23 protein-coding genes are annotated in these 24,108 nt (G+C 57.6%); 22 read left to right on the plus strand and 1 reads right to left on the minus strand.

The genetic code is table 11. From position 1 onward, the window contains the following. The first annotated feature begins 21 nt into the window (after positions 1-21). The 20 genes from trpD (at position 22) to BUA65_RS09965 (ending at position 21,158) form a co-directional block, all read left to right on the plus strand. Positions 22-1,056: an anthranilate phosphoribosyltransferase gene (trpD, locus tag BUA65_RS09870; RefSeq protein ID WP_072869319.1), complete on the plus strand. Its 1,035-nt coding sequence runs from the start codon at positions 22-24 to the stop codon at positions 1,054-1,056. Then, a complete protein-coding gene (gene trpC / locus BUA65_RS09875; protein WP_072869321.1) occupies positions 1,053-1,847 on the plus strand; it encodes an indole-3-glycerol phosphate synthase TrpC in 795 nt (264 codons plus the stop codon). Before trpD ends, trpC begins: the two co-directional genes overlap by 4 nt. Continuing rightward, positions 1,841-2,455 carry a phosphoribosylanthranilate isomerase gene (locus BUA65_RS09880; protein ID WP_072869323.1) on the plus strand — a complete coding sequence of 205 codons (615 nt, stop codon included), beginning with the start codon at positions 1,841-1,843 and terminating at the stop codon, positions 2,453-2,455. Before trpC ends, BUA65_RS09880 begins: the two co-directional genes overlap by 7 nt. A 213-nt stretch (positions 2,456-2,668) precedes the next feature. Further along, positions 2,669-3,859 (plus strand): tryptophan synthase subunit beta, encoded by a 1,191-nt coding sequence (trpB, locus tag BUA65_RS09885; RefSeq protein ID WP_072869325.1) that lies wholly within the window; start codon positions 2,669-2,671, stop codon positions 3,857-3,859. 53 nt (positions 3,860-3,912) lie between these two features. Next, positions 3,913-4,722, plus strand: a complete 810-nt coding sequence (gene trpA / locus BUA65_RS09890) for a tryptophan synthase subunit alpha (protein ID WP_072869326.1) — start codon at positions 3,913-3,915, stop codon at positions 4,720-4,722. 31 nt (positions 4,723-4,753) lie between these two features. Continuing rightward, on the plus strand, positions 4,754-5,575 hold the full coding sequence (gene aroF, locus BUA65_RS09895) for a 3-deoxy-7-phosphoheptulonate synthase (protein WP_242656301.1): 822 nt from the start codon (positions 4,754-4,756) through the stop codon (positions 5,573-5,575). Positions 5,576-5,801: 226 nt separating this feature from the next. After that, positions 5,802-6,836 (plus strand): 3-deoxy-7-phosphoheptulonate synthase, encoded by a 1,035-nt coding sequence (gene aroF, locus BUA65_RS09900; protein ID WP_072869329.1) that lies wholly within the window; start codon positions 5,802-5,804, stop codon positions 6,834-6,836. Then, on the plus strand, positions 6,829-7,923 hold the full coding sequence (locus BUA65_RS09905) for a prephenate dehydrogenase (RefSeq protein WP_072869331.1): 1,095 nt from the start codon (positions 6,829-6,831) through the stop codon (positions 7,921-7,923). The genes aroF (BUA65_RS09900) and BUA65_RS09905 overlap by 8 nt, the downstream gene beginning before the upstream one ends. Before the next feature lie 242 nt (positions 7,924-8,165). After that, the gene (gene aroA / locus BUA65_RS09910) at positions 8,166-9,458 is read left to right on the plus strand and encodes a 3-phosphoshikimate 1-carboxyvinyltransferase (RefSeq protein WP_072869333.1); all 1,293 of its coding nucleotides are present in this window, start codon (positions 8,166-8,168) and stop codon (positions 9,456-9,458) included. 106 nt (positions 9,459-9,564) lie between these two features. Then, a complete protein-coding gene (cmk, locus tag BUA65_RS09915; protein WP_072869335.1) occupies positions 9,565-10,242 on the plus strand; it encodes a (d)CMP kinase in 678 nt (225 codons plus the stop codon). Beyond that, positions 10,242-10,832, plus strand: a complete 591-nt coding sequence (locus BUA65_RS09920; protein ID WP_072869336.1) for a lysophospholipid acyltransferase family protein — start codon at positions 10,242-10,244, stop codon at positions 10,830-10,832. The genes cmk and BUA65_RS09920 overlap by 1 nt, the downstream gene beginning before the upstream one ends. A 7-nt stretch (positions 10,833-10,839) precedes the next feature. Further along, entirely contained in the window at positions 10,840-13,035 is a 2,196-nt protein-coding gene (locus tag BUA65_RS09925; RefSeq protein ID WP_072869338.1) for a bifunctional 4-hydroxy-3-methylbut-2-enyl diphosphate reductase/30S ribosomal protein S1, read from the plus strand. 106 nt (positions 13,036-13,141) lie between these two features. Then, entirely contained in the window at positions 13,142-13,906 is a 765-nt protein-coding gene (locus tag BUA65_RS09930; protein WP_072869340.1) for a DUF1614 domain-containing protein, read from the plus strand. Then, complete coding sequence (spoIIP, locus tag BUA65_RS09935; RefSeq protein ID WP_114281485.1) at positions 13,903-15,183, plus strand: stage II sporulation protein P; 1,281 nt, start codon at positions 13,903-13,905, stop codon at positions 15,181-15,183. The genes BUA65_RS09930 and spoIIP overlap by 4 nt, the downstream gene beginning before the upstream one ends. Before the next feature lie 14 nt (positions 15,184-15,197). Then, positions 15,198-16,088, plus strand: a complete 891-nt coding sequence (locus tag BUA65_RS09940) for a YIEGIA family protein (protein ID WP_072869341.1) — start codon at positions 15,198-15,200, stop codon at positions 16,086-16,088. A 23-nt stretch (positions 16,089-16,111) separates the two neighbouring features. Beyond that, a complete protein-coding gene (locus BUA65_RS09945; RefSeq protein ID WP_072869343.1) occupies positions 16,112-16,291 on the plus strand; it encodes a capping complex subunit for YIEGIA in 180 nt (59 codons plus the stop codon). A gap of 511 nt (positions 16,292-16,802) precedes the next feature. Then, positions 16,803-18,113: a DUF512 domain-containing protein gene (locus BUA65_RS09950; RefSeq protein ID WP_072869345.1), complete on the plus strand. Its 1,311-nt coding sequence runs from the start codon at positions 16,803-16,805 to the stop codon at positions 18,111-18,113. A gap of 73 nt (positions 18,114-18,186) precedes the next feature. Beyond that, positions 18,187-19,500 (plus strand): ribosome biogenesis GTPase Der, encoded by a 1,314-nt coding sequence (der, locus tag BUA65_RS09955; protein WP_072869347.1) that lies wholly within the window; start codon positions 18,187-18,189, stop codon positions 19,498-19,500. A gap of 14 nt (positions 19,501-19,514) precedes the next feature. After that, the gene (gene plsY / locus BUA65_RS09960; protein ID WP_072869349.1) at positions 19,515-20,087 is read left to right on the plus strand and encodes a glycerol-3-phosphate 1-O-acyltransferase PlsY; all 573 of its coding nucleotides are present in this window, start codon (positions 19,515-19,517) and stop codon (positions 20,085-20,087) included. 18 nt (positions 20,088-20,105) lie between these two features. After that, complete coding sequence (locus BUA65_RS09965; protein ID WP_165613232.1) at positions 20,106-21,158, plus strand: NAD(P)H-dependent glycerol-3-phosphate dehydrogenase; 1,053 nt, start codon at positions 20,106-20,108, stop codon at positions 21,156-21,158. Positions 21,159-21,204: 46 nt separating this feature from the next. Here the strand turns inward: BUA65_RS09965 and BUA65_RS09970 are convergent, their stop codons facing one another. Further along, positions 21,205-22,071 (minus strand): C40 family peptidase, encoded by an 867-nt coding sequence (locus BUA65_RS09970; RefSeq protein WP_072869352.1) that lies wholly within the window; start codon positions 22,069-22,071, stop codon positions 21,205-21,207. 249 nt (positions 22,072-22,320) lie between these two features. On the opposite strand from BUA65_RS09970, the gene spoIVA reads away from it, so the two are divergent. Both spoIVA and BUA65_RS09980 read left to right on the plus strand, forming a co-directional pair. Next, positions 22,321-23,799: a stage IV sporulation protein A gene (gene spoIVA / locus BUA65_RS09975; RefSeq protein WP_072869354.1), complete on the plus strand. Its 1,479-nt coding sequence runs from the start codon at positions 22,321-22,323 to the stop codon at positions 23,797-23,799. Positions 23,800-23,897: 98 nt separating this feature from the next. Next, the coding region (locus BUA65_RS09980; protein WP_207543882.1) for a transposase zinc-binding domain-containing protein at positions 23,898-24,108 on the plus strand (211 nt) is incomplete at its 3' end.

The raw sequence follows: 24,108 nt of genomic DNA on the forward strand, positions 1-24,108 counted from the left end.
GCTGAGGGGAGACGAGTGAAGATGATCAAAGAAGCCATCAGCCGGGCAGTGGCCGGGCAAAGCCTGACCGAAAAAGAAGCGGAACAGGTAATGGATGAAATCATGACCGGACAGGCGAGCCCGGCGCAGATTGCCGCGCTGCTCACTGCCATGCGTTTTAAAGGGGAAACAATAGAAGAAATTACCGGCTTCGCCCGGTCCATGCGCCGTCACGCCACGCCGGTTCGTTCCAGGCACCCCTTGCTGGTGGACACCTGCGGCACGGGGGGAGACGGAGCCAACACCTTTAACATTTCCACCATCGCCGCCTTCGTGCTGGCCGGGGCAGGGGTTCCGGTAGCAAAACACGGCAACCGTTCCGTATCCAGCCGCTGCGGGTCTGCCGACGTACTGGAAGCACTGGGGGTAAATCTGGAGTTATCTCCCGCGGACCTGGAGAAGTGCCTGGACAGAGTAGGAATGGCCTTCCTTTTTGCCCCGGTTCTGCATAAAGCCATGAAGTATGCGGCGGGACCCCGGCGGGAAATAGGCATTCGCACGGTCTTTAACGTCCTTGGCCCCTTAACCAATCCTGCCGGAGCAAAAGCCCAGATTATAGGGGTGTACAGTGCGGAACTGGTACCCGTTATCGCCCGGGTACTGGCCCGGCTGGGGACCAAGCGAGCCTTTGTAGTGCACGGAGCGGGGGGGCTGGACGAAATCTCCCCGGCCGGCCCGGCAGTGGTGGCCGAAGTGCGGGAAGAAGAAATCAGGGAATATTCCCTGGATCCGGCCGATTACGGTTTTTCTTACGTTCCCGTGGAGGCCCTGGCCGGGGGCGACCCGGAACACAATGCGGCCCTGGCCAGGGAAATACTCCGGGGAGCTCCCGGTCCCTGCCGGGATACCGTGCTCCTTAACGCCGCTCTGGGCCTGGTGGCTGCCGGCAAAGCCGAAGATCTGGCCGGGGGTCTGGCCCTGGCCGCCGCCAGTATTGACAGCGGCGCGGCCGCAGGAAAGCTTGACGAACTGGTGGCCTTCACCCGCCGGGCCGGCAGGCAGGTGGTCAGCCTTTGATCCTGGAAAAAATTATTGCCCACAAACACCGGGAGATTCAATCCCGCCGGGAAATGCGCCCCCTTTCCCGGTTAATTGACCGGATCCAGGCGCTTGGACCCACCAGGCCCCTGGGCAGTTTCTTGCGCCGGCCCGGGAAAGTGACCCTCATAGCCGAGATCAAGCGGGCATCACCATCTAAAGGTTGGCTGGTAAAAGGCCTGAAACCGGTAGAAACAGCCCGGATTTATACCCGGGCCGGTGCCGCGGCCATTTCCATACTTACCGATAACCGCTTTTTCCGGGGGCATCGCGCGTTCCTGCCCCTGGTGCGCCGGGAAAGCCCGTTGCCACTTTTGTGCAAGGACTTTATCATCGACCCTTATCAAATTTACGAAGCCCGCTGCCTGGGGGCAGATGCCGTCCTGCTTATTGTCGCGGCGCTTAATGACCGGCAGTTGACCACCTTTCAAGCACTGGCCGGTGAGCTGGGCATGAGCTGCCTGGTGGAAGTGCACACTGCGGAAGAACTGGAGCGCGCCCGGGCATCTGGAGCCACCATCATCGGCATTAATAACCGGAACCTGCACACGTTTTCTACGGATCTCAGCACTACCTTCCGCCTGCGGGAGAAAATCACCGACCCTGGAGTGGTGGTGGTCAGCGAAAGTGGCATTAATTCCAGAGAGGATATGCTGGCCCTGGCCCGCTACCGGGTGGATGCGGCCCTGGTGGGAGAGGCCCTGGTAAAAGCCGGAGATGTGGAGCAAAAGGTGAAAGAACTGCTGGGAGAAGGTATCGTTCCATGGTAAGGGTAAAAATCTGTGGTATCACTGATATTTCCAGTGCCCTGACGGCTGCTGAAGCAGGAGCGGATGCCGTGGGTTTTATCTTTGCTCCCAGCCCCCGGCGCATCACCCCGTCCCAGGCCTGCCGGATTTGCAGGGAATTGCCGCCCTTTATCACCCGGGTGGGAGTATTTGTAGATGCCCCGCTGGAAGAGGTGCGGGCTGTGGCGGAATACTGCGGGCTGGACGCGATCCAGCTGCATGGCAGCGAATCCCCGGACTACTGCCGCTCCCTGGGCCGCAGGGTGATCAAGGCCTTCCGGGTTGGTGATGAAATCGACCCGGCAGAGTTGTCCGATTATCCGGCAGATGCCATATTGCTTGATACCTTTGTGGCCGGTCAAAAGGGAGGCACCGGACAGCCCTTTGACTGGCAGCTGGCCGCTGGCTTAAAGCTTTCCCGTCCCCTCATCCTGGCTGGCGGCCTGACACCGGAAAATGTCGGCCGGGCCGTTTCCATAGTGCAGCCCTACGGGGTGGACGTCAGCAGCGGGGTGGAAAAGGAGGGTCAGCCGGGAAAAAAGGACCCGGACAAAATCCGCCGCTTCATTGCCGCAGTCAAAGGCCTTTAACTTAGAACACAAATAAATATTCAGTAAAACCGTTATGACTGGGATGCGGCGCTGTTCTGAGCGAACGACGCAGCACACGCCGGTAACAGCACCCGCCCAGCACTCACTGGTAATGATGTCCTTGATAAGCCTGCAACAACAAGTTATCAGTCTAGGGCCTCGCCGCATCCAACGGGATTCACTGATATTGACAAACACAAGGAGGAAAAACACATGCCTTTACCGGATGAACGGGGCTACTTTGGATCCTTTGGAGGTCGTTACGTGCCGGAAACCCTTATGCCGGCCCTGGAAGAACTGACCGCGGCCTACCAGGAAGCCCGCCGGGACCCGTCCTTCTGGCAGGAGCTGGAATATTATCTGCAGCAGTACGTGGGACGGCCCTCACCATTGTATTTTGCCCGCCGTCTGAGTGAATACTGCCGGGGGGCCAGGATTTATCTTAAGAGGGAAGACCTCAACCACACCGGTGCCCACAAGATAAATAATACCATTGGCCAGATTCTCCTGGCCCGGCGCATGGGTAAGAAGCGGATTATTGCCGAAACGGGTGCCGGCCAGCACGGGGTGGCCACAGCTACCGCCGCTGCGCTGTTCGGCATGGAATGTGCCGTATACATGGGCGAAGAGGATATGGCCCGCCAGGCCCTGAACGTCTTCCGCATGCGCATCCTGGGTGCCACGGTGGTTGGTGTGACGGCGGGGAGCCGTACCCTGAAAGATGCCATGAACGAAGCCATGCGGGATTGGGTGACCAATGTCGATACCACTTATTACCTGATCGGATCGGTAGCCGGCCCCCATCCCTATCCCGTGATGGTGCGGGATTTCCAGCGCGTGATTGGGGTGGAGACCCGCCGGCAGGTGCAGGAACAAACCGGGAGGTTGCCCGATGTAATCGTGGCCTGCGTGGGCGGGGGGAGCAATGCCATGGGTATATTCCACCCCTTCCTTGAAGACAGGGAAGTAAAACTGGTCGGGGTGGAAGCAGCGGGCTGCGGGTTGGATACCGGTAAACACGCCGCCACCCTTAACCGGGGCCGCCCGGGTATATTGCACGGCTCGAAAAGCTACGTCCTGCAGGACGAAGATGGCCAGATCAACCTGGCCCACTCCATTTCCGCCGGGCTGGATTACCCCGGTGTTGGCCCCGAGCACAGCTATTTGAAAGAAACGGGCCGGGTTGTCTACACTGCCGTAACCGATGAGGAGGCCCTGGAAGCCTTTCAACTGCTCTGCCGCACCGAGGGAATCATTCCGGCCCTGGAGAGTGCCCATGCCCTGGCCCAGGCAGTGAGGATGGCCGGGGAAATGCCTCAAGATGCCATCATCGTGGTAAACCTCTCCGGCCGGGGGGACAAGGATGTGCAAACCGTGGCCCGCGCCCTGGGAGGGGAGGACTAAAAAAATTTAAATCTTAAAGGAAAGGAGTAACCAGGCCCTCCTGGGAAACAGCCATGAAAGGAAACCGTATCACCCAATGTTTTTCCGCCCTGGCTCAAGAAGGGAAAAAGGGGCTAATCACTTACATTACCGCCGGGTACCCGGATCTGGATACAACCGCCCGGCTGGTCAAGACCATGGTAGATGCCGGGGCCGACCTGGTGGAAGTGGGCATCCCCTTTTCGGACCCCGTAGCCGACGGCCCGGTCATCCAGCAGGCCTCTGCCCGGGCCCTGGCCAACGGCATGCGGGTGAAGGACATCATCCGCATGTGCGCCGGCATCCGGCAAAAAAGCACCGCTGTTCCTTTAATCCTGATGACCTACTACAATCCCGTTTTTCAGTACGGCCTGGAGGATTTTGCCCGGGACGCCGCCGGGGCCGGGGTAGACGGCCTGATCGTGCCCGACCTGCCCTTTGAAGAGAGCGAAGAATTGCTGGGGCATACTGATCATTACGGACTCGCCCTCATACCCCTGGTGGCTCCCACCACCACCGAAAAAAGGCTGGCCGCCATGGCTCCCGCGGCCCGGGGCTTTGTCTACTGCGTTTCGGTTACCGGGGTGACCGGTGCCCGGGAGGAAATTCACACTGACCTGGCGAAATTCACGCAGAAGGTGCGCCGGCACATACAGCTTCCCTGCGCCATTGGCTTCGGCATTGCCGGTCCGGCGCAGGCTGCCGCGGTGGCACCATACTGTGATGCCATGGTGGTGGGCAGCGCCATCGTCGACCTGGTGGCCCGGGCGGGTATGGGCGATCCCGCTCCGGCGGTGGCTGCCCTGGTTAAGGATATCAAGTGCGCTATCGAAAAGTGTGCCTGATGTTCAAAGGGTTGTTAAGGAGGTCTGCACCTTGCCTGCCTATGAACTGGCTGGCCGGGAACACCAGCCGCAAAACACAGTGATTGATCTGAAAACCTGCCGCCTCGGGGATGGACAGGTGGTAATTATTGCCGGTCCCTGCGCCGTAGAGAGTGAGGAGCAGATGCTGGGGCTGGCCCGGACCCTCAAGGAGATGGGGGTACATATCTTAAGGGGCGGAGCCTTTAAACCCCGCACCTCTCCCTATTCCTTCCAGGGACTGGGAGAAGAAGGTTTGCGTATTCTGGCCCGGGCCCGGGAACTGACCGGTTTGCCCGTGGTCACCGAGGTCACCGACGTGCGCTACCTGGACCTGGTTTTGAAATATACCGATATTCTCCAGATCGGCAGCCGCAACATGCAGAACTTTGACCTGTTGCGGGAAGCCGGACGGGTTCAGCATCCCGTGCTGCTTAAAAGAGGGTTCGCCGCCACCATCGAGGAGTGGCTGCTGGCCGCGGAATATATTCTGGCCGGGGGCAACCACAAGGTTATCCTGTGCGAGCGGGGCATACGCACCTTTGAAACCTATACCCGTAACACCCTGGATATAAACGCCATCCCTGCCGTTAAGGAGCTTTCCCACCTGCCTGTAATTGCCGATCCCAGCCACGGCACGGGACGCCGCTCCCTGGTGGCCCCGGTGGCCAAAGCGGCGGTAGCGGCGGGAGCCGACGGATTGATGCTGGAAGTTCACCCCTGCCCTCAAGAGGCCCTTTCCGACGGCTCCCAGTCCCTGTTCCCCGAACAACTGGGGCGGCTAATGGCAGAACTGCGCCCCCTGGCTGAAAGCCTCGGACGCAGGCTGTGCTAAAAAGCCAGAGCTATCATAACTTACAATAACCACTATCACTCTAAAAAGCGTTGCCAGCAATGGTGGCATATGCTAAGATAAAACTGTGTTATTGTTGCAGGATGGTAGTACGGTAGGGGAGGGATGGTCTGTGTATTTTTGATCTTGCGGGCACCACCTGAAAGGGTGCCCTGTTCAGTTTTACGGGTAAAATAACGGCAGTACGGGCAGTACGGGAGGTAAGAAAATGATTGTCGTTATGCAACAGGATGCAACCAGTGAGCAGGTAGAAGCAGTAGTGGATCGGCTGGAAAAAAGCGGTTTTCAAGTGCATCTCTCCCGGGGTGTAGAGCGGACCATCATCGGGATCATTGGCGACCGCACCCGCCTGGGGGATATGGCCCTGGAAGCCATGCCCGGCGTGGAAAAGGTAATGCCGGTGCTCCAACCCTACAAGCTGGCCAGCCGGGCCTTTCATCCGGAAGACAGCGTGGTCATGGTGGGGGATCTGGCCATCGGGGGGGAAGAGATCCATGTGATGGCCGGCCCCTGTGCGGTGGAAAGCCGGGAACAGTTGCTGGAGGCGGCCCGGCAGGTAAAAGCTGCCGGGGCTACCATTTTACGAGGGGGGGCTTATAAGCCCCGTACTTCCCCCTATTCCTTTCAGGGGCTGGAAGAGGAGGGTTTGAAGCTTCTGGCCGAGGCCCGGGAACTCACCGGGCTGAAAGTAGTCACGGAAGTGATGGATGTACGCACCCTGCCCCTGGTGGCAGAATACGCCGACATTCTACAAATCGGTGCCCGGAACATGCAAAACTTCTTCCTCCTGCGGGAAGTGGCCCGGGTCGATAAACCTGTCCTTTTAAAACGCGGCCTTTCATGCACCATTGAAGAGTGGCTCATGGCGGCAGAATACATTATGTCCGGGGGCAACCAGCGGGTGATCCTTTGCGAGCGGGGCATCCGCACTTTTGAAAACTACACCCGCAACACGCTGGATCTTACCGCTGTGCCGGTGGTCAAATACTTAAGCCATCTGCCGGTGGTGGTAGACCCCAGCCACGGCATCGGTAAATGGCAGTTTGTGCCCACCATGGCCCGGGCGGCGGTCGCCGCCGGTGCCGACGGCCTGCTAATCGAGGTGCACCCCAACCCGGCGGAAGCCCTGTGCGACGGCCCGCAGTCATTAACCCCGGAAAATTTTGCCCACATGATGAAGGAATTACGCAGTGTAGCCCGGGCCGTAAACCGCCAGCTGGCCGGGGGAGTTGCTGATGTTTAACCGGGTGACCATCATCGGCGTGGGTTTAATAGGCGGCTCTCTGGGGCTGGCCCTGCGCCGCCGCTCCCTGGCCCGCCGGGTGGTAGGGGTGGATAAAAACCCGGAAAACCTTCGCTTGGCCCGGGAATCAGGGGCCGTACACGAAGCGTCGTTTGATGCTGCGGAAGCGGTATCCGGATCGGAACTGGTCATCCTGGCCACACCGGTGGGTGAAACCCTGTCCGTCCTGGCCCGGCTGAAATCACATCTTTCGCCGGGTACGGTGGTCACCGATGTGGGCAGCACCAAAGCGGTGGTCTGCGCCCGGGCGGCAGAAATAATGCCGCCCCAGGTCTGGTTTGTGGGAGGCCACCCCATGGCCGGCTCGGAATATACGGGCATGGCCGGGGCGGATCCCTACCTTTTTGAAAACGCCTTCTACATCATCACCCCCCTCCCGGATACACCCCCGCCGGCCCTGGAGCGGGTAAGGTCACTGGCCGCCGGGGTGGGGGCTAAAGCAGTGGAAATGACCCCTGCAGAACACGACCGGGCGGTGGCCGCCGTCAGCCACCTGCCCCACTTGGTGGCGGTGGCCCTGGTGAATGCCCTGGTGGATTTACCAGGGGGAGAAGCATTTCTCCCCCTGGGTGCCGGGGGGTTCCGGGACACCACCCGGGTGGCCGCCGGCAATCCCCTGATGTGGCGGGATATTTTTCTCTCGAACACACCGGCCGTTGCCGGGGTGCTGACCGTCTTTCGCCGGCAGCTGGATCAGCTGGAAGAAGTAATCAAAAACGGTGATGGCGAAAAAATCCTCGCCCTTTTAGAACGGGCCAGCCGGGTGCGCAAAAAAATCCCCGCTCGCATGCGGGGATATCTGGGGGCCATGCATGAAATAGTGGTGGGGGTTCCCGACCGCCCGGGTATGATTGCTAAAATAGCCGGCCTCTTGGGAGACGCGGGCATCAACATTAGCGACATCGAAATCCTCCGGGTGCGGGAAGGGGAAGGTGGTTCCATACGCCTGGCCTTCGCCACCGCCACCGAACAGGACGAAGCAGCGAATATCTTAAGACAGGCCGGCTACCAGGTAGTGAAGCGGTAGTGAAGAGACACTTATGACGCTTTCAGCGCCACTGCCGTTTTGCACGGAAGCGAGCGACATTGACCCAGCACTCACTGCAACCAGAGTTCTCTGATGGTATGATGCTAACTAGAGACTTTTTAAATGCCTGCGAAGGTCCTACGCCCGATGGGTGAATGCTGGGGAACGGAGCGAGCGCGTGCAAACGGCAGCAAGTACTATTTTCAAAGTCAGGTAAAAAATAAGTGAAAGGCAGGCAGGGTATGAACCTGGAAATTACTCCACCCCGGGCACTGCGGGGAATCACCAGGGTTCCCGGGGATAAATCCATCTCCCACCGGGCGGCCATGCTGGGCGCCCTGGCTAAAGGTGATACCCATATTGAAAATTTTCTCACGGGTGCCGATTGCCTGGCCACGGTGAAATGCCTAGCCGAAATGGGAGTATCTTTCACCGGTCCCGATGAAAAAGGCCGGCTCACGGTACACGGCCGGGGTCCTGCGGGCCTGAAGGAACCGGAAAACGTGCTGGACGCAGGCAATTCAGGGACAACCATACGCCTTATGCTGGGCATCCTGGCCGGGTTGCCCTTTTTTACCGTGATTACCGGCGACGCTTCCCTGCGCCGGCGGCCCATGAAACGGGTCACCGCCCCTTTATCCCTGATGGGTGCCCGCATCTGGGGACGCCAGGAGGCCAATCTGGCTCCACTGGCACTACGGGGTGGTGAACTGCAGGGTGGCAGCTTTTCCCTACCCGTAGCCAGCGCCCAGGTTAAGTCGGCCCTGTTGCTGGCCGGCCTTTCGGCCCGGGGCGAAACACGGGTCGTTGAACCCGCTCCGTCCCGGGATCATACGGAGCGCATGCTGCAATACTTCGGTGCCGAAATACATAAAGAGGGGCTTACCGTTTGGATAAAGGGCGGGCAGGTCCTGACGGGGCGGCGGGTAACAGTGCCGGGCGACATCTCCTCGGCTGCTTTCCTTATGGTGGCGGCGGCGATGATACCTGGTTCCGACGTGACCATACGGGAAGTCGGGGTCAACCCCACCCGGGACGGCATTCTGGAAGTGCTGCGGGCCATGGGTGCCGATCTGGAGATTTTTAACCGGCACCACCTGGGTGGTGAGCCGGTAGCCGACATCCGGGTTCGCCATTCCCGTCTTAAAGGTGTTACCATTGGTGGGGAATTGATTCCCCGCCTCATCGATGAAATTCCCATTCTGGCCGTGGCCGGTGCCCTGGCAGAAGGAGAACTGGTGGTACGGGATGCTGCGGAGCTGAAGGTGAAAGAAAGCAACCGCATTGACACCGTGGTGAGAGAGTTAAGGAAATTCGGCGTGGAAGTGGAGGCGCTGGCCGACGGCCTGCGGGTACGGGGTGGCCGCCCCCTCACGGGGACCTCATGCGCCAGCCACGGCGATCACCGCATAGCCATGGCTATGGCCGTAGCCGGTCTGGTCGCCCGGGGCAAAACGGTAATCCAGAATGCGGGGTGTGTTGATGTTTCCTTCCCCGGGTTCGCCAGTATTTTAAGCTCTTTACGGGTAGACTAATGCCGGGAGGATTTCCCCCGGCTTCTTTTTTCTCTTATTGAAAGGAAAAAATTTTGCGGTGTCGAAATTAATATGATATTTGTGTTACTATAATAGGGAGATGACCATGGTTCCCAGGATGTCTGTTGCCATCGATGGCCCGGCCGGGGCGGGTAAAAGTACGGTGGCCCGGGAACTGGCCCGGCGGTTGGGCTTTTTATATATCGATACCGGAGCCATGTACCGGGCAATAACCCTGAAGGCCTTGCGCTGGGGGTTAAACCTTACCGATGAAGAGTCTTTAAAGGCATTGGCCAAGGAGAGCCGGATAGAATTAACCACTGATCCCGACCGTCTGACCCGGGTTTTTCTTGACGGCGAAGACGTAACCCGGGCCATCCGGGAGCCGGAAGTCTCACGCCACGTTTCACTGGTGGCCAGCCTGCCCGGAGTGCGGGAAATCATGGTGCGCAGGCAGCGGGAGATGGCGAGCTGTAAAAATGTGGTTATGGATGGGCGGGATGTGGGTACAGTGGTTCTTCCGGACGCAAAAGTGAAAATTTTCCTTACCGCCTCGCCCGAAGCACGGGCCAGGCGCCGCCAGCTGGATTTGCTGGCCCAGGGGCACCACGTTCCTCTGGATTCCTTAATTCAGGAAATTGCGGAACGGGACAGGCAGGACAGCTGCCGCTCCGTGGCTCCGTTGATACCGGCTCCTGATGCCTGGATTATTGATAGTTCACACCTGAGTGCCGAACAAGTAGTGGAAATGATTGCCGCCCGGGTCCTGGGGAGGTTATCCTGATGTTCTACCGTTTTGCCCGGGCATTATGCCGGGTGATCCTGGCCCTTGTCCGTCGTTGGGAAGTGGTGGGGGCACATAACCTTCCCCCTTCGGGAGGGGTGCTGGTGGTCAGTAACCACGTCAGCTACTGGGATCCCGTGGTGGTCGGTTGTGCCCTGGAGCGCCAGGTGCACTTTATAGCCAAGGCCGAGTTATTTGGCATACCCCTCCTGGGACCGGTAATACGGGCTTTAGGTGCTTTCCCCGTGCACCGGGGCGGTGGCGACAGGAAGGCCATCCGGCGGGCACTGGAACTATTGAAGCAGGACCGGGTGGTAGGTATTTTCCCCGAAGGAACCAGAAGCAAAAGCGGTGAGCTCCTTGAACCGCATCTGGGGGCGGCCATGCTGGCCCTGCGGGCAAAAGTGCCGGTACTGCCAGTGGCGGTGATCAACACCCGGGGAGTCTTCGGCAAGGTCCGGGTACGTATAGGTAAACCGCTGGTGTTTTCCCGTGACGACCAAACCGGCCGGCCGGATTACCAGGCGGTCAGCCGGGAAATAATGCACGAAATTGCCAGGCTCATGGACAGCGGGTTAGTAAGTCGGTGATTTGTCAATGCAAGTGCGGCGGGCTGCAAAAGCGGGTTTTTGTTTTGGCGTAAAAAGAGCATTAAATCTGGCGATGATCACGACCAGGGAACGGGACGGGCCCGTTTACTGCCTGGGCCCCCTGATCCATAACCCCCAGGTAATGGAAAAGTTGGCAGCAGCGGGGGTACAGGAAATAGCCGGGGTGAAAGAAGCCCGTCCCGGGGGGAAGCTAATCATTCGCTCCCACGGCGTAGGCCCCGGTATTCTGGCCGCTGCCAGGGAACGTGGTTTGAAGGTAGTGGATGCGACTTGCCCCTTTGTGGGCAGGGCACAAAAGCTGGCCCATTCGGAAGCTGCCGGCGACACGCTGGTAGTGGTAGTGGGCGATAAAAATCATCCCGAGGTTCAGGGTATTGTGGACTGGACCGGTGGGCGGGCGGTAGTGGTGGAAGGGCCCCAGGAAGCCCAAAAGTTGCCGGCGGTGTCCCGTGTGGCCGTGCTGGCCCAAACCACCCAACCGCTGGCCAACTTCCAGGCAGTGGTGGATGTCCTGCAACAAAAAGCGGGACAACTAAAAGTATACAATACCATCTGTCACGCCACCGGGGCCAGGCAGCAGGCCGCCCTGGAACTGGCCCGGGAGGTGGATATGATGGTGGTGGTTGGTGGAGCGTCAAGCGCCAACACCCGCAAGCTGGCTACCCTGTGCCGGCAGGCGGGTGTACCAACCTACCAGGTGGAAACCGCTCGGGAACTGGATCCCGCCTGGTTCAGGGGGGTGAAGGTAGCGGGATTGACAGCGGGGGCATCCACACCTGACTGGATTATAGAGGAGGTAGAACGACGGATGAAGGAGTTGGGCGAGATGGTAGCTGTGGAGGAAAACATTAAAGACACCAATGTAGCCGGGGAGGAAGGACAAATGGCAGCTCCAGGCGGTGCTGCCGGGGAGACTGCCGGAGAAGCTCCCCATGCCGCCCAGGACACCACTGCCAGCACTGCCGTCCGGGAAGCTGTGCCAGGTATAACTGCCGCCGACAGCGCAACCGGTGAAAATGCCGCGGAAGCCGCCAGTGGCGAAGAAGGCATGAAAGAAGCCGTAGAGGTAAAGTCACTGCGTCCGGGGCAAATCGTGAAGGGTGTAGTGGTTCAAGTAGGTACCGATGAAGTGCTGGTAGATGTAGGAGCCAAATCGGAAGGCATTATTCCCTTAAGGGAATTATCCTGTTGGAATGTAAGTTCCCCCGCAGAAGTGGTAAAAGTCGGGGATGAGATAGAAGTAGCCGTCATTAAAGCAGAAGACAATGAGGGCCGGCTCATCCTTTCCAAGGAACGGGCCGATGCAGAAAGGGCCTGGGTTAAATTAAATGAGCATTTGGAGAGCGGCGAACCGGTGGAAGGCACCGTGCGGGAAGTTGTCAAAGGCGGTCTTCTGGTGGATGTGGGCTTAAGAGCCTTTTTGCCTGCCTCCCTGGTTGAAAGGGGCTATGTGGAGGATCTGAGCAAGTATGTGGGAGAAACGGTCAGAGCCAAGGTAATCGAGTTGAACCGGGGCAGGCGGAAAGTGATCCTGTCCCGCAAGGCGGTACTGGAGGAAGATGCGGTCCGCAAGCGCAGAGAGATGCTGGAAAGTTTGCAGGAAGGCCAGGTGGTACGGGGCGTGGTACGCCGGCTGACCAGCTTTGGCGCCTTCGTGGACATTGGCGGTGTGGATGGACTCCTGCACATTTCTGAAATGGCTTGGTACCGGGTCAACCACCCCTCGGAAGTAGTAAATGTGGGCGACGAAGTAGACGTGATGGTCCTCCGGGTGGACCGGGAGAATGAAAAAGTTTCCCTGGGCTTGAAACAGGTGTTGCCCAACCCCTGGGATAACGTGGAAGAAAAATATCCCGTGGGCAGCATCGTACGGGCAAAGGTAGTCAGACTCGCACCCTTTGGGGCCTTTGTACAGCTGGAACCGGGGGTGGAAGGCCTGGTGCACATTTCTCACCTGGCCGACCGGCATGTAGCTACTCCCGATGAAGTGGTCCAGGAAGGAGACGAGGTGGAGGTCAAGGTGCTCAACGTTGACCGCGCCGAAAAGCGGATCCGCCTGTCCATCCGGGAAGTCAACCGGGAAAGGGAAAGCCGGCGCGCTAAGGAGCAGAAGCACCAACACACCGACAACGGTGGCAGCGTAACTATAGGTGAGGTCGTAGGGGACCTTTTTGAAAAATAAACTTGCCTTTAAGGAACAGTGGCGTGTAAGACGCCGCTTTTTTTTTGCATATTTACACCCCGCCGGGGCAGTCTAAAAAAAGAATTAACAAAGAGGAGGATTGCAGATGACCGGCTTTCCCGTGGGTTTCACCGCACTGATTATTGTCTCCCTTTTAATCTTTTTCGGCCTGGCACACCGGGCCCTGGACCGCATGCGTCTTACCGACCGGGGTGCCCTGGCGGTAATTGTGGCCATGATCATAGGCAGTTTTATCTCCCTACCTATTCCGGGCGGCCGCTACCCCGTTTCCATTAACGTCGGCGGCGGTCTGATTCCCCTGGGTTTGGCCATTTACCTCCTCTCCAAAGCAGGTACCGCTGCGGAACGCACCCGTGCCCTGGTGGGGGCGGGGGTGACAGCCCTGGTAGTCTATGCTGTAGGCTCCTTAGTGATGCGCGGCCTACCGGAACCCGGGGGCAGGTACGAAATCCTGGATGCCTTGTGGCTTTACCCGCTGGTGGCTGGATTGGTGGGTTACCTGGCCGGACGTTCCAGGCGGGCTGCTTTTGTCTCAGCAACCCTCGGGTTACTGGCTCTGGATATAGGTTACTATTTCTGGCTGATCGCCCGCGGTGCTCCTACAGGCCGGGTGGCCATTGGCGGGGCCGGCGCCTTTGATGCCATTGTGCTGGCGGGAATCGTGGCCGTACTCCTGGCCGAAGTGGTAGGCGAGGTGCGGGAACGGCTTCAGGGGGGTCCTGTAATGAAGGGGCGGCCGGAAGCACTGCTCAAGGCTTTGCGCAAACCAGGAACGGATCCCGACGAGGGCAAAGAGAGCACAGCCGGAAAAGAGGGTCCGGAAACCGGTGAAAGGGGGTCATTAAAGTGACCGGGGCAAAAAGCAGGATCATTTGGGGAATCGGCCTGCTACTGGTAGGGATGTCCTTGCTGGTGGGTTTATCAGCTTCCCGGCTCACCCAACCGGTATGGTCATTGGCTTCCTTTTTCAAAGAAGCAGAAAACGACCACCGGGTGGGCAACGTATGCACGGTAAAGGACGAGCATGGCCGGGTAATCAGTCAGGTTTCACGCCGGGTTGCGGGGGGTGACGAAATTTTCACCGCCGAAGGCCGTCATTACCGGGTGGTCCGAGTACAGAGTAATACCGCCTACGCCCGTTTTATCGGGATGGACAAGGACCTGCTGGCCTACAACGAATTTTACAGCCGGCTGGAGGTTCCCGTCGTCCAGATGGCCCGCAACACCCGGCCGGTGGGTATCTACCATACCCATAGCGATGAATCCTATGTGCCTACGGACGGCTCGGAATCCATCCCCTTTAAGGGAGGCATTTATCAAGTGGGGGAGTCCCTGGTGAACCGCTTGAAAAATGGTGGGGTGAGAGTGGATTACGACAAAACCCCTCACGACCCCCACGATGATAACGCCTACTACCGTTCCCGGAGAACGGCAGTAAGATTGATGCAAAATAACCCCATTGCCCTTTTCGATGTGCACAGGGATGGCGTACCCGACGCCACCTATTACCGGCGTTACATTTCCAATGAACAAGTGGCTCAAACACGGCTGGTGGTGGGACGAGAAAACCCCCGGATGCAGGCCAACCTTGATTTTGCCAAGAGGCTGATGTCCTATGCCAACAGCGTGCACAAGCCGATAGTCAAAGAAATCTTCACCGCCCGGGGTGACTACAACCAGGATCTCATGCCTACCGCCCTGCTCATTGAAGCAGGTACCCACACCAACAGCAAGGAGGAGGCGGAGCGGGGCATCGCCCTCCTGGCCGACGCCGTCCCGGTTGTACTTGGTCTCACCGGGCCCACGCCTGAAGGAATGCCCAAACCAATTACCGACCGCACGGCGGGAACACCGGGCAGCTGGAAAGCCCTGGGCTGGATTATCGCCTTGACCCTGTTGGGTGGTGGTGCCTTTCTGCTCATCAGCGCCGGCAGCTGGGACAGGGCCAAAAGCAGGCTCAGCGACTTCTTTGGCCGGGAACTTGCCAGTTTCTTTGCTCCCCGGCGGGCCAGAAAACCAGATCTGGATACTGCCGAAAAGGCTACCCATACTCCAGCACCGGGTCATAAGGACCCCGATGCCAGCGAAGCGGCTAAGGATCACCTGGAACGCATTCGCCAGGATTAGGAGTGGGAAGTAAATTGGAACATTACCTTGGTACCATCATTGCCGGGACACTAGCCGGGACTGTGGCCCGCATGGTCATGCTGCGCCTGGACTACCGCCAATATCCCGGCTACCCTCACGGCTATCTCTCCCACCTATCCCTTGGTTTTATTGCCTCAGCCCTGGGAGCGGTGGCCATCCCGGCTATCCTGAAACCGGATTATACTGCAGTAACCTTTCTGGCCCTGGCCGCCAGTCAATTCCGGGAAATCCGGGGTATTGAAAGAAAAACCCTGGAACATCTGGATGAAAACGAACTGGTCAAGCGAGGCAGCGATTATATCGAAGGGATAGCCCGTACCTTTGAAGCCCGCAACTACCTGGCCATGGCCTGCGCCCTCCTTACCGGCATTGCCTATGAGCTGGGGAGGGCTCCGGCGGCAATAATTATGGCCCTGCTTTCCATAATCTTTGTGCGTACATTTATGGCCGGGGAGACCATTGGGGATATATGCGAGGTTGTTCCGGCCAAACTGTGGTTTAAAGATTCCATCCTCATGGTGGAAAATATCGGGTTTATTAATATCGGCCTGAAGGAAATACGCGAAAAGATTACGGCTGAAGGCCTGGCGGTTTTAATCACGCCAAAGAATGCCGATGCCCGGGCCACCATCCATGATCTGGGACAGCGCCAGGCCATGGCTCACACCGTCACGGTTCTCCTGGGAACCAAAAAGGACGTGGATCTTCCCGAATTCACCCCTCTGGCCCGCATCGACCCTGACAGCGGGGCGGTGGGGCTTTATGCAGTGCCGGTGGAAAGGGACATTGATGCTTTAATTCTGGCGGTAAAACGCACCCCCGTGTTGGAAAGTGCCCGCTCCAGACCTTTGAAAACCCAGGCGGGACGCATGGCCGCTAGGTAGAAAACGGTGGAGATGATGGCAAAATGACAGACCGTATCCTGGCCGTGGTAACCTTGAACATGGATATTGTCGCCGGAGGAGCGCCTATTTTTTTTGCCCGCAACCAGGAAGAGCAGGTCAAAATGGCCCGTTATCTGGCCCGCACCCTGGACGCCATGGTCCACGACCTGGAAAACGGCGTCTACATCATTGTGAAGCACTAAGGACACGCAGCATTCCAATACTTGCGATACGGCGTGAAGTTACAATATAATACTGTTACGTATTACTAAGCGATCGATAAATGTTCAGTAAAACCGCTCTGTTAATGCAAAGGCACGGCGTTGTCTAGAGCGAACGATTTTGCGGAGCGCCGGTAACAGCACCCGGCAACCCAGCACTCACCGGCAAAAATGCCCATTCTAAGCCTGATGCAACAGACAGTAGATGACTTGGTCTTTGCAGTACAGCTTATTCAGTGAGTGCTGGGCGGCTCGGCTCTCGAGGATGCATGATGAACTACCCGGGAGAAGACGTTTAAGACATATTTATTTCAACAGGTAACAACGAAGAACAATTGGTGGCGGGCAATCCGCAGAGAGCCAGAGCCGGCCCGAAGCGAACCGTGGTGCTGTCGGCGCGGAGCATATGAGTGAGCGGGACAACGCCGTGCCTTAATAGGGTTGACTAAACATTTACAGCGGTCATAACGTTTTCCAGCGAAAGGTGACTACCATGACGGTGCAGGGTCTCGTAATAGAAAGAGTAGCCCCCGGCAGCATTGCCGCCGAACTGGGCATGGAGCCGGGAGACCGGCTGGTGGCCGTAAACGGCCTGCCGGTGGAGGACATTCTGGACTACCGCTTTTTGACCTGTGAAGAAGAACTGACGATTACCCTGGTCAAAGCCAACGGTGAGGAATGGCTTTGCGACGTGGAAAAGGATTACGATGACGACCTGGGCGTGGATTTTGCCGGCGGGGGGCTGGAACCCATCCGCCGCTGCCAGAACCGCTGCCTTTTCTGCTTTGTCGATCAAATGCCTCGGGGCCTGCGCCCCACCCTGTACGTCAAGGATGACGACTACCGCCTTTCCTTCACCCAGGGGAACTTTATTACCCTGACCAACTTAAGGGAAGGAGATTTGGAGCGCATTATTAAGCAGCGGTTGTCTCCCCTTTATATATCAGTGCATACCACCAACCCCGCTTTAAGGGAAAAAATGCTTGGCCACCCCCGGGCCGGCAAAATCATGGAGCAACTGCAGCGGCTGGCCCGGGGGGGAATTGAAATGCACACACAGGTGGTTCTGTGCCCGGGGATAAATGACGGAGTGGAGCTGGAACGCACCGTAAGGGATCTGCTAAATTACTGGCCGGCAGTGCGTTCCGTAGCCATCGTTCCGGTAGGTCTCACCCGTTACCGGGAGGGGCTATTTCCCCTGCGCCCCTTTACCCGGGAAGAGGCGGCAGAGATAGTGGAACAGGTACAAACCTGGCAGGATCATTGTCTGGAACGCTGTGCCCGCGCGGTGGTTTTTGCCAGCGATGAGTTTTACCTGCTGGCGGAGAAGGAAGTTCCTCCCGCCCTGCGTTACGATGATTTTCCCCAGACGGAAAACGGTGTAGGACTGGTGCGCCTCTTTCTGGATGAATGGGAGCAGGTGTCCCCATCCCTACCCCGGGCACTGCCCTGCCCCCGTAGGGTGACCGTGGCTACGGGAGTGCTGGCCGAAAGTGTCCTGGCGCCAGTGGTGGACAGGTTAAATGAGATTGAAAATCTGGCGGTGGAACTGGCCGTCATCCCCAACCGTCTGTTTGGCCCGCAGGTGACCGTGGCCGGCCTTGTTTCTGGAAAAGACATTTTAGAAGCCCTGGAAGGCCAAAATCCGGGACAAACCTTAGTTCTGCCCGCAGTAATGCTGCGCCAGCCGGAGCAGGTTTTTCTGGACGGTATGACTGTGCAGGAACTTTCCAACCGTCTGAACCGCCTGGTGATAGTGGTTGGCGGACCGGCAGGCCTGGTAGAAGCCTGTGTGAAATGTTGACATAAATAAACGGTACTGCAGCCAGTGGATTGACAGAATATTTACGTCTATTCATAAAGGGAGGGTCCTCCCCTTGCCGAAACCAATTGTAGCCATTGTGGGCCGCCCAAATGTAGGGAAATCCACCCTTTTCAACCGCCTGGTGGGGAGCCGCATAGCTATAGTGGAAGATGAGCCTGGAATAACCCGGGACCGGCTCTACCAGGATGCCGAGTGGGCCGGACGCGTTTTTACCCTCGTGGATACTGGCGGGCTGGATTTTATAGAAGCGGGGGATATTCCCAATCAGGTGCGCCGGCAGGTAGAGCTGGCTATAGAAGAAGCCGACGTCGTACTCTTCCTGGTGGATGCCCGGGCGGGATTAACCAGTACGGACGAGGACGTGGCCGCCCTGCTGCGGCGAACCAAAAAGCCAGTATTGCTGGTGGCCAACAAGGTGGAAAATTTCCAGCGCACCGGTCAGCTGGTGGACTTTTTCCGCCTGGGCCTGGGCGAGCCCATTCCCATTTCGGCCGCCCAGGGGATGAACACCGGGGATTTGTTGGACCGCCTGGTGTCGGTTTTGCCTCCCGAAGCCGCGGAGGAAGAAGAACCGGATACCGTCCGCATTGCCGTCATCGGGCGGCCTAATGTGGGTAAGTCTTCCCTGGTCAATGCCATTCTGGGGGAACAGCGGGTGATCGTGAGCGAAATCCCCGGTACCACCCGGGACGCCATTGACACCTATTTTGAGCGGGAAGGGCGCCGCTACCTGCTGGTGGATACGGCGGGCATCCGGCGCAAGAGCCGCATCGAGGAGGCCATAGAAAAATACAGCGTAATCCGTTCCTTAAGGGCGGTAGACCGCTGCGAGGTGGCCCTGGTGGTGCTGGACGCCCTGGAAGGCGTAACCGATCAGGACAAACGCATTGCGGGCTATGCCCATGAGCAGGGCAAGGCCAGCGTGCTGGCAGTGAACAAATGGGACCTGGTGGAAAAGGATACCCATACCTCCCAGCGCTTCACCGAGCTTATTCGCCGGGAACTGGCCTTCATGACCTATGCCCCGGTAGTTTTCATCTCCGCCCTGACCGGGAAGCGAGTACCCAGGCTTTTAGAGATGGTGGATCTGGTGGCGCAGCAGCAGTGTTTGCGCATCAGCACTTCCGATCTAAACAGGCTGATCAGGGACGCCGTTTTGCATAACCCCCCGCCGGCCGGTAAAAACCGGCGTTTGAAAATACTCTACGCCACCCAGGGTGGGGTAAAACCACCCACTTTCATCATGTTTGTCAACGATCCGGAGTTGATGCACTTTTCTTACCTGCGCTACCTGGAAAACCAGCTCCGGGCAGCTTTTGGCTTTGAGGGAACGCCCATCCGCTTTGTACTGCGGCAGCGGGATTAAAAGGGGGGAGAAAAATGGGTGTTCTGGCCGTGGTGGTCAGCTATCTGATTGGCTCAATTCCCGTTGGTTACCTGCTGGGACGTGCCCGGGGGATAGACATCCGGCAACACGGCAGCGGCAATATCGGGACAACAAATGTCTGGCGGAACCTGGGCCCTGTGGCGGGAGCAATTGCCCTGGCCGGTGATACCGGCAAGGGTCTTGCGGCCGTACTCCTGGGGCGCTATCTAGGGGGGCACGGTCTTGAGCTGGCCTGTGGCCTGGCCGCAATCGCCGGGCACAGCTGGCCAGTGTTCCTGGGCTTTAGGGGGGGGAAAATTATTGCCACCGGCCTGGGGGTTTTCCTGGGTCTTACCCCGGCAGCAGCCATTCTAGCCCTGGGGCTGTGGGTAGTGGTGGTGGCAGCTTTTCGTTACGTCTCCCTGGGCTCCATAGTGGCTGCCGTTTCAATGCCCTTGTGGATGTTAATTTTAAAGCAACCTCGTGAGTACCTGTTTTTTGCGCTGGTGGTGGCGGTTATTGCCGTATACAAGCACATGCCCAATATCCGCCGGCTGCTGGCCGGCACCGAATCAAAAATCCGTTAAAGGGAAGGGTTGGCGGTAGTGAAACAAAAGGTAGCCATCCTGGGAGCCGGCAGCTGGGCCACTGCCCTGGCCGTGCTGCTGGCCGGCAAAGGAATACCGGTGGACATGTGGTCGCGCCGGGCGGGCCTGGCCGATCAAATTAATGCCGAAGGCCAGAACAGCCGTTACCTGCCGGGAGTTTCTCTCCCCCCCAACATACGTGTGGACACAGCTCTTGCCGCGGTGGTAAAAAACGCCCAGGCAGTTATTTTCAGCGTACCTTCCCATGCTTTCCGGGAAGTCCTGCGCGCGTCACTCCCGCACCTGCCGGCCAGGGCATTGTTGATCAATGCGGCCAAAGGCATTGAAGAAGACAGCCTCCTCACCCTTTCCCGGGTATTTGCTGCGGAAGCCGGGGAGGAGGAAACCAGCCGTTACGTGGTTCTCTCCGGCCCCAGTCATGCCGAAGAAGTGGGGCGGGGGATTCCCACTGCCGTCGTGGTAGCCAGCCGGGATATGGCCGCGGCAGCGGCCGCCCAGGACCTGTTCATGACCGGCAACTTCCGGGTTTATACCAATCCCGATGTAGCCGGGGTGGAGCTGGGGGGCGCCCTCAAAAATATTATTGCCCTGGGTACGGGGATTGCCGACGGGCTGGGTTTCGGGGACAACACCAAGGCAGCCTTGATGACCCGGGGCCTGGCCGAAATCACCCGCCTCGGACTGGCTATGGGGGCCAACCTCCTGACTTTTGCTGGCCTGGCCGGGGTAGGGGATTTAATTGTCACCTGCACCAGCATGCACAGCCGCAACCGCCGGGCCGGGATTGAAATCGGCCGGGGGAAGAGCCTTTCCGAAGCGGTGGCCAGTGTGCAGATGGTGGTGGAAGGGGTGCGCACCACCCGGGCGGCCTACCGCCTGGCGGGCCGGTACGGGGTGGAAATGCCCATTACCGAGCAGATGTACCGGGTGCTTTTTGAGGGTATGTCCCCCCGGGAAGCGGTAGTCAACCTGATGAGCAGGGGCCGCCGGCGCGAGATGGAGGAAGTGGCTCTGGCCGCCGCCCAGTGGCGTGAAAAAAACTGTAAATAAAACGCCCGCTTGTCCAAGGCGGGCGTCTTTTTTAGGTTTGTTTAGATTAACGAAGGATTCTGGTTGCTCCTTTGTAATTGGCGGCATAGTAGGACTCGGTAAGGGAAGAATATTTTACTCCTTGGCTGGAAGAAGCATGAATAAACCGGTCCTGGCCCACATAAATACCTACATGGTCAATGCCACCGCTGCCGTAATAGCTGAAGAAAACCAGATCCCCGGGGGATAAATCATCACGACCAACCCGGGTGCCGAGCCGGGCTTGGGCCTCCGCGTTGTGGGGCAAGCTTATACCTGCTGCTTCCCGAAAAACATAGGAAGTAAAGCCCGAACAATCAAATGCTCCAGGACCACTGCCCCCGTATGCGTAGGGCTTGCCCAACAGGGAAACAGCCTTGGCCAGCACTGCCCTTGCGCCGTCTGTTTCCCCGCGGGAAACTTGAGGAGCAGGAGACACCCGGGTAGTGCCGCCGGGTATAATTAAAACCTGTCCCGGAAAAATCAGGTCGGAGGTTAGGTTATTTGCCTGCTTTATCGCCTGTACTCCCAAACCGTAACGCTGCGCGATCGTATACAAAGAATCCCCCGGACGGACGGTGTATCTGTTAACCCCGGCACGGGTATTTTTACTGGCCGCTACGGTGTTCTGAGCTGGCTTTGCCTCTGCCGAGCCGGGGATAACCAGTGTCTGACCAGGGTAGATCAAATGTCCGTTTACACCATTGGCGGCCTGTAAAGCCTCAACGGTTATTCCATACCGCCGGCTCAGTTCGTATAGTGTTTCACCGGCCGCCACCGTGTGCTTGAGGGCAGCCCACGAAATTGAAGGAACCAGGGACACCAGTAAAAAATTCAACAAAAGGACCCGCCACAGGAACCCTGCCTTTACTGGCGGGCAAGGTCTCCTTTTCATGCATCACTCCCCTCTCCTGACAACTTTTTCTTCTGTTAAAGATTGTTCGACATTAATAGCAGGAGTCCTCCTGAATATACAACTTTTTTTCTGACTAAAACCAACCTCATGGAAATCCCGCTAAAAAAAAGTTACCCCGGTCATAATCTGCCGGGGTCTTAATATATATATATTGTTAATGTATGCCATTGGAAAAAACTAGTCTCGTAAGCTTTAGGCTGCAAAACCTTTTAGGGAGGGAATACATCCATGGAAAAGGTGGATATCTTCCGGGATATCGCGGAACGTACCGGTGGCGATATCTATCTGGGGGTGAGTGGCGGCGTCCGCACGGGCAAGTCCACTTTTATCAAGCGTTTTGCCGAACTGCTGATGATACCAAACATCGAAAATCCCTACGACCGGGAACGGGCCAAGGATGAGCTGCCCCAGAGTGGTGCCGGCAGGACGGTAATGACAACCGAACCCAAATTCGTGCCCAATGAAGCTGTGGAAATTACCATTTCGCCCAACCTCAACGTGAAAATGCGCCTGGTGGACTGCGTGGGTTACCGGGTGGAGGGCGCCCTTGGCTACGAGGATGAAAGCGGACCGCGGATGGTATCAACACCCTGGTTTGACGAACCCATTCCCTTCCAGGAGGCGGCGGAAATCGGCACCCGCAAGGTGATTACGGATCACTCCACTATGGGTGTGGTAGTCACCACTGACGGAAGTATTACCGATATTCCCCGGGAAAACTACGTGGAAGCTGAGGAAAGGGTCATTGCCGAGTTTAAGGATATCAACCGTCCCTTCGTAGTGCTTCTGAACAGCACCCATCCCCACGACTCCCAAACGGTAGCCCTGGCTGAAGAGTTGGCCGAAAAATACGATGTTCCAGTTTTGCCGGTGGATTGCCTGCAGATGAGCCAGCAGGACGCCCTGTTTATTCTGGAAACCGTATTAATGGAATTCCCTGTCAATGAGGTTAACGTCCTGCTTCCGCAATGGGTGGAAGAACTGGACAGCGGCCACTGGTTAAGACAAAAAGTGGAAGAGTCGGTTCGCGAGACCATCCAGAACGTACGCCGTTTACGGGATATTAACGGCGCGGTGGAAAGGCTGGGGGACTACGACTTTGTCGAGTCGGTCAGTATCACCAAAATGGATATGGGTACCGGGGTGGCAGCCATTGAAATAACTTCTCCCCAGGAGCTTTTCTTCCAGGTCTTGAGCGAAGAATCGGGCTTTAGTATTAGTGGAAACCATGAACTGTTCAGGCTGGTTAAAGAACTGGCCGTGGCCAAGCGCGAGTACGACAAGGTAGCTCAGGCGCTGGCGGAAGTGCGGGAAACGGGTTACGGGGTGGTAACTCCCAGCTTGGACGAAATGGTCCTGGAGGAGCCCCAGTTAATACGCCAGGGCAGCCGCTTTGGGGTCAAACTGAAGGCAACAGCTCCCTCCATTCACATGATCCGGGCGGATATTGCCACCGAAATTACGCCCATTATCGGTACTGAAAGGCAATGCGAAGAACTGGTCCGTTACATGCTCACCGAGTTTGAATCCAATCCGCAGAAGATCTGGCAGTCCGAGATATTCGGCAAGTCAGTGCATGATCTGGTCAGGGAAGGGATTCAAAATAAACTCTATCGTATGCCGGAAAATGCCCGGGCAAAACTGCAGGAAACCATTCAGCGCATCGTCAACGAGGGAAGCGGTGGACTTATCTGCATAATTATTTAACCGGTCCCAGGCCGGTTTTTTATTGTTAAGGAAAGTATACTTTTTGGGGGGCTCTTATAGGGGTACCCAATGAGCCCATATTATGGTAATATTTAGACATGAGGTACTCGTCGAAAATTAAAGAAATACTGAAGTTAAAATGGCCTGAGTTTGAAGCGAAGTATTCAGCGGCTATCCGTGAATGCGAAAAGGAAGCTGTCACTAAGGTCCTTGGATGTGGGGACCCCCAAAACGGGTTTGCTGAATACTGGTGTTTAGATTGCGGGGGCAAAGAAAAAAAGATCGTTCCATTTACTTGCAAAAGCAGAT

The sequence above is a fragment of the Desulfofundulus thermosubterraneus DSM 16057 genome, assembly GCF_900142025.1.
GTDB classification, from domain to species: Bacteria; Bacillota; Desulfotomaculia; order Desulfotomaculales; family Desulfovirgulaceae; genus Desulfofundulus; species Desulfofundulus thermosubterraneus.

Coding starts and splice junctions, on each gene's coding strand:
- aroF (WP_072869329.1), top strand. CDS start 5,802: ATGATTGTCGTTATGCAACAGGATGCAACCAGTGAGCAGGTAGAAGCA.
- trpA (WP_072869326.1), top strand. CDS start 3,913: ATGAAAGGAAACCGTATCACCCAATGTTTTTCCGCCCTGGCTCAAGAA.
- BUA65_RS09945 (WP_072869343.1), top strand. CDS start 16,112: ATGACAGACCGTATCCTGGCCGTGGTAACCTTGAACATGGATATTGTC.
- BUA65_RS09930 (WP_072869340.1), top strand. CDS start 13,142: ATGACCGGCTTTCCCGTGGGTTTCACCGCACTGATTATTGTCTCCCTT.
- BUA65_RS09925 (WP_072869338.1), top strand. CDS start 10,840: ATGCAAGTGCGGCGGGCTGCAAAAGCGGGTTTTTGTTTTGGCGTAAAA.
- BUA65_RS09880 (WP_072869323.1), top strand. CDS start 1,841: ATGGTAAGGGTAAAAATCTGTGGTATCACTGATATTTCCAGTGCCCTG.
- BUA65_RS09920 (WP_072869336.1), top strand. CDS start 10,242: ATGTTCTACCGTTTTGCCCGGGCATTATGCCGGGTGATCCTGGCCCTT.
- trpD (WP_072869319.1), top strand. CDS start 22: ATGATCAAAGAAGCCATCAGCCGGGCAGTGGCCGGGCAAAGCCTGACC.
- aroA (WP_072869333.1), top strand. CDS start 8,166: ATGAACCTGGAAATTACTCCACCCCGGGCACTGCGGGGAATCACCAGG.
- trpB (WP_072869325.1), top strand. CDS start 2,669: ATGCCTTTACCGGATGAACGGGGCTACTTTGGATCCTTTGGAGGTCGT.
- cmk (WP_072869335.1), top strand. CDS start 9,565: ATGGTTCCCAGGATGTCTGTTGCCATCGATGGCCCGGCCGGGGCGGGT.
- BUA65_RS09950 (WP_072869345.1), top strand. CDS start 16,803: ATGACGGTGCAGGGTCTCGTAATAGAAAGAGTAGCCCCCGGCAGCATT.
- BUA65_RS09970 (WP_072869352.1), bottom strand. CDS start 22,071: ATGAAAAGGAGACCTTGCCCGCCAGTAAAGGCAGGGTTCCTGTGGCGG.
- spoIVA (WP_072869354.1), top strand. CDS start 22,321: ATGGAAAAGGTGGATATCTTCCGGGATATCGCGGAACGTACCGGTGGC.
- plsY (WP_072869349.1), top strand. CDS start 19,515: ATGGGTGTTCTGGCCGTGGTGGTCAGCTATCTGATTGGCTCAATTCCC.
- BUA65_RS09905 (WP_072869331.1), top strand. CDS start 6,829: ATGTTTAACCGGGTGACCATCATCGGCGTGGGTTTAATAGGCGGCTCT.